The 4501-nt window shown below is 70.8% G+C and carries 4 protein-coding genes; 1 reads left to right on the top strand and 3 read right to left on the bottom strand.

Features of this window, described 5'->3' with window-relative positions:
- Window positions 1–317: 317 nt before the first annotated feature.
- Window positions 318–743, top strand: coding sequence for a D-aminoacyl-tRNA deacylase (dtd, locus tag FNX44_RS24170; RefSeq protein ID WP_143651054.1), 426 nt, complete (start codon window positions 318–320; stop codon window positions 741–743).
- A gap of 68 nt (window positions 744–811) precedes the next feature.
- Here dtd and FNX44_RS24165 read toward each other — a convergent pair whose 3' ends face one another.
- The 3 genes from FNX44_RS24165 to FNX44_RS24155 form a co-directional block, all read right to left on the bottom strand.
- Window positions 812–1639, bottom strand: coding sequence for a carbohydrate ABC transporter permease (locus tag FNX44_RS24165; protein ID WP_228450172.1), 828 nt, complete (start codon window positions 1637–1639; stop codon window positions 812–814).
- A 131-nt stretch (window positions 1640–1770) separates the two neighbouring features.
- Complete coding sequence (locus FNX44_RS24160) at window positions 1771–3111, bottom strand: ABC transporter permease (RefSeq protein WP_143651050.1); 1341 nt, start codon at window positions 3109–3111, stop codon at window positions 1771–1773.
- A gap of 17 nt (window positions 3112–3128) precedes the next feature.
- Window positions 3129–4466: an ABC transporter substrate-binding protein gene (locus tag FNX44_RS24155; protein ID WP_143651048.1), complete on the bottom strand. Its 1338-nt coding sequence runs from the start codon at window positions 4464–4466 to the stop codon at window positions 3129–3131.
- Window positions 4467–4501 lie beyond the last annotated feature (35 nt).

Below are 4501 nucleotides of genomic sequence, written 5' to 3'. Positions count from 1 at the left end.
CGCCCGTCCCGCCCGTCGCTTCCGTCGCACGTGTCGCGTGGGTCGTCTGTGTGGAGGCCGTGCTCATGTGCTTCCCCTCGTCCCCGGTCGCCCGGTTTCCGCCCGGTGCCGCTCGGTGCGCTCTCCCCGGCGTCGCGCGGCTGGGCACTCCCCGCGGGACCGTCCGGTGCCGGACCGGTACGCGGCGTCCCGACCCTCGGCCGGCGGGGTGCCGCCAGGGGGCGGCGCCCGTGTCCGCCACGTGGCGCCCTCGCATAGTGCCACCGCGCATGCGCCTCGCGCATCGACTTGGCACCCATCCGGCGCATCATGGAGCAATGCGAGCAGTAGTTCAGAGGGTGAACGGCGCCAGTGTGACGGTCGAGGGCGAGACGGTCGGGGAGATCGTCGGCGAGGGCCTGTGCGTCCTGGTCGGCGTCACCCACGACGACACCCCGCAGCACGCGGAGCGCCTGGCCCGGAAGTTGTGGAGCCTGCGGATCCTGGCGGGCGAGAAGTCCTGTTCCGACGTGGCGGCGCCGCTGCTGGTGATCAGCCAGTTCACGCTGTACGGGGACGCCCGCAAGGGCCGCCGCCCGACGTGGAACGCGGCGGCGCCGGGGCCGGTCGCCGAGCCGCTGGTGGCCGAGGTGTGCGCGCGGCTGCGGGAGCTGGGCGCGGAGGTCGCCGAGGGCCGGTTCGGCGCGGACATGAAGGTCTCACTCGTCAACGACGGCCCCTTCACCGTGCTGTTGGAGGTGTGACGAGAGAGCGGGACGGCCCGGTGTCGGGCGGGGATGTGGACACCGGACCGTCCCGCGTCGAGGGGGCGCTACTTGACCGAGCCGGCCATCACGCCCTGCACGAAGTGCCGTTGGAAGGCGAAGAACACCGCCAGCGGCACCACCAGCGACAGGAACGCACCCGGCGCGAGCACCGAGATGTTGCTGCCGAACTGCCGCATCTCCTGCTGCAGCGCGACCGTCAGCGGCTGGGACTCGCTGTCTGCGAACAGCAGCGCCACGAGCATGTCGTTCCACACCCACAGGAACTGGAAGATGGCCAGGCTGGCGATGGCCGGGCGGCCCAGCGGCAACACGAGCTGCACGAAGATCCGCCACTCGCCGCCGCCGTCCATCCGGGCGGCCTCCAGCATCTCCCGGGGGATCTGCGCGAAGTAGTTGCGCAGCAGGAACACCGCGAACGGCAGCCCGTAGGCGACGTGGAAGAGCACCACGCCCGGGATCGTGCCGAACAGCCCGATCTCACCGAAGAGTTTGGCCACCGGCAGCAGACCGATCTGGATCGGCACCACCAACATGCCCACCACGACGAGGAAGATGACGTCCCGCCCGGGGAACTCCAGCCATGCGAAGGCGTATCCGGCCAGCGAGGCGAGCAGCACCACCAGCAGCGTCGTCGGCACCGAGATCAGCACGGTGTTCCAGAACGCCGAGGTGATCGCGGAGTTCTCCAGCAGCGCGGTGTAGTTCTCCAGCGTGAGCTGGCTCGGGTCGGTGAAGGACGTCCACCAGCCGCCGGACGCGTTGTCCCGGTCGTTCCGCAGGGAGGAGAGGAACAGACCGGCCAGCGGCGTGAGCCAGACCAGCCCGACCAGCAGCAGCACGACCTGCACCACGCCGCTGCCGAGCCGCTTCATGATCCAGCCGACCGGCCCGCCGCGCGGGGGACGCGACGCCGCCCGCCGCCGCCGGCGTCCGGACTTCGGTGTGGCGACGGCCCGCCCGGCGTCCGCGTCGGGGCGGGGCACCTCGGTGATGCCGGGGGCGCTCATGACTCGCTCCTGCGGAAACGTCGGATGTTGAAGATCATCGCGGGGACCACGAGGGCCAGCAGCAGCACGGCGAGCGCGCTGCCCAGTCCCTGGTCGTTGCCGCCGCCGAAGGACACCAGCCACATCTGGGTGGCCAGTACGTTGGCGTCCTCCTGGACGGGGCCCGGGGCGATGATGTAGACGAGGTCGAAGACCTTCATCACGTTGATCACCAGCGTCACGAACACCACGGTGAGGACGGGCGCGAGCAGCGGCACGGTGATGCGGTGGAAGATCTGCCACTCGTTGGCGCCGTCCATCCGGGCGGCCTCCAGCGTCTCGCGCGGCATCGCGGCGAGTCCGGCGCCGATCAGCACCATCGCGAAGCCCGTCCAGATCCACAGGTAGGCGCCGATGACGGCCGGTGTGATCAGTGCCGGGCCGAGCCAGTTGACGCCCTGGTAGGGCTCGGCGAAGTTCGCCGCCGGCAGCCGCAGGGTGTACGAGCCGTCGGCGAGGCCGGTGAAGCTGTACGAGCCGTCGTCGGCGGTGGTGGTCCGGGCGGCGACGCCGCCGCCGTCCGTCACCGCCTCGACGGTCATCCCCGGCAGGCCCTGTTCCTTCGGGTCGACGACGCCCGGCTCGCCACCGCCACCCGGGGTGAAGTCCAGGTAGACGACGCCGCGCAGCTCGTCGTCACCGGCCGGGACGGCGGCAGCGGCGGCGGCCGGTCCGGCGCCGGACGGCACCTCGGTGGGCGGCACGCCGACCAGACCGAGCGGCACGCTCTGCCCGGGGCGGGCGGTCGCCTCGGTGCGGTAGCCGCCGTCGGCGGACACCAGGCCGTCGCCCTCGCGGGCCCGGGCCTTCGGGTAGGGCGAGGAGTCGGTGAAGGTGTCGTGCACCCCGACGACCACGGCGTTGATGACCCCGCGCTCGGGGTTCTGCTCGTAGGCGAGGCGGAAGATGATGCCCGCGGCGAGGAAGGACACCGCCATCGGCAGGAACAGCACCAGCTTGAACGCCGTCGCCCAGCGGATCTTCTCGGTCAGGACGGCGAGCACGAGCCCGAGCCCGGTGAGCAGGACGGGGGCGACGACGACCCAGATGGTGCTGTTCCTGACGGCCTTGAGGGTGGCCGGGTCGCGGAACATCTCGACGTAGTTGGCGCCGCCGACGAACTTGTCGCCGGAGGCGTCGAAGAGGCTGCGGCCGATGGAGAAGAACACCGGGTAGAGCACCAGCGCGCCGAGGAGCAGCAGCGCGGGCAGCACGAACACCCAGGCGATCATTCTCCGACGCCGCTGAGCGCGGCGCCGCGGGTTCGCGGCGCCGCGAGCGGGGGCTGTGGAGGACATGCCCTACTTCTCCTAGCTCAGCCGTTGCCGAAGGCCTTGGCCGCGGCGGCTTCCAGCTTGGCCGCGGTGGCCTTCGGGTCGGACGGGTCGCGGAGGAAGTCCTGGAGGAGCTTCCACTGGCCGGCGCCCTTGGTGCCGCCGAACGCGGCCGGCGCCTGGTCGGACATGTCGAAGCGGACGGAGTCGCCGGCGTCGACGAGCGACTTGGCGATCTCACGCGTGGTGTCGTCGCCGTATGCGGACAGGTCGAGGGACTTGTTCGGGGAGATGTAGCCGCCGGCGCCGGCCCACACCTCGGCGGCCTCCGGGCTCGCCAGGAACTCCATCAACCGCATCGCGGCCTTCTGGTTCTTGCCTTCCTTGAGGACCACCGCCGCGTCGCCGCCGCTGACCACCGGGGCGTCACCGCCGCCGACACCGGGGAACGGGAAGAACTTCGCGTCCTCGCCGAGCTTGCGGTCGAACTGGTCCTTGGCGATGCCGCCGACGAAGTCGCCCTCGTAGACCATCGCCGCCTTCGGCTCGGGGCCGAAGACCTGCTCGACGGAGGTCGGGAAGTCGGTGCGCAGCGCGCCGGCCGAGCCCTTGTACAGCAGGTCCTTGTCGGCGAACAGCTCGCCGAGTGTGGTGAGCGCCTTGACGACGGTGTCGTCCGTCCACGGCATGGTGTGGTCGGCGAGCTTGTCGTAGTTGGCCGGTCCGGCCTGCGAGAGGTAGATGTTCTCGAACCAGTCGGTGAGCGTCCAGCCGTCCTCGCCGGCGACGGCGAACGGGGAGGTGCCGGAGTCGCCGATGGTGCGGGCGGCCTTCAGCATGTCCTCGTAGCTCTTCGGCGGCTTGACGCCGGCCTGGTCGAAGGCGTCCGGGCGGTACCAGACGGTCGACTTGTTGGCGGCCTTGAAGTACAGGCCGTAGAACTTGTCGCCGACGGTGCCGTAGTCCTTCCACACGTTGGCGAAGTTCCGCGCGGTCGCCATCTCGACCTTCTCGGACAGCGGCACCAGCCAGCCCTTCTTGGCGAACTGCTGGACCACGCCGACCTGCGGCACCATCACGACCTCGGGCGCCTGCTTGCCCTCGATCTTGCTGCCGACGAACGTGGAGACGTTGTCTCCGGAGGCGACGAGCTTGACGTCGGCGCCGGTCTCGTCGGTGAAGGCCTTGAGCACCTTCTTGAAGTTCTCGGCCTCCACGCCGGTCCACACGGCTGCCACCGTGAGGTTCTGACCGCTGAGCTCCTTGCCGGCCGGGCCGCTGGTGTCGCCGCCGCAGGCGGTGGCGCCGATGCTGAGGGCGAGCGCGCCGGCGGTGACGGCGGCTATGCGCCCGGTCTTCTGGCGTCGTGTCGGTCTCATGATGGTCCCTTCGTCAGGGTCGGGGTGCGGGATGG

Origin of the sequence: Streptomyces alkaliterrae, from assembly GCF_007097205.2 — a bacterium.
Classification (GTDB): domain Bacteria; phylum Actinomycetota; class Actinomycetes; order Streptomycetales; family Streptomycetaceae; genus Streptomyces; species Streptomyces alkaliterrae.
This window is presented reverse-complemented; position numbering and strand designations above follow the sequence as displayed.

Coding starts and splice junctions, on each gene's coding strand:
- dtd (WP_143651054.1), top strand. CDS start 318: ATGCGAGCAGTAGTTCAGAGGGTGAACGGCGCCAGTGTGACGGTCGAG.
- FNX44_RS24165 (WP_228450172.1), bottom strand. CDS start 1,639: ATGAAGCGGCTCGGCAGCGGCGTGGTGCAGGTCGTGCTGCTGCTGGTC.
- FNX44_RS24160 (WP_143651050.1), bottom strand. CDS start 3,111: ATGTCCTCCACAGCCCCCGCTCGCGGCGCCGCGAACCCGCGGCGCCGC.
- FNX44_RS24155 (WP_143651048.1), bottom strand. CDS start 4,466: ATGAGACCGACACGACGCCAGAAGACCGGGCGCATAGCCGCCGTCACC.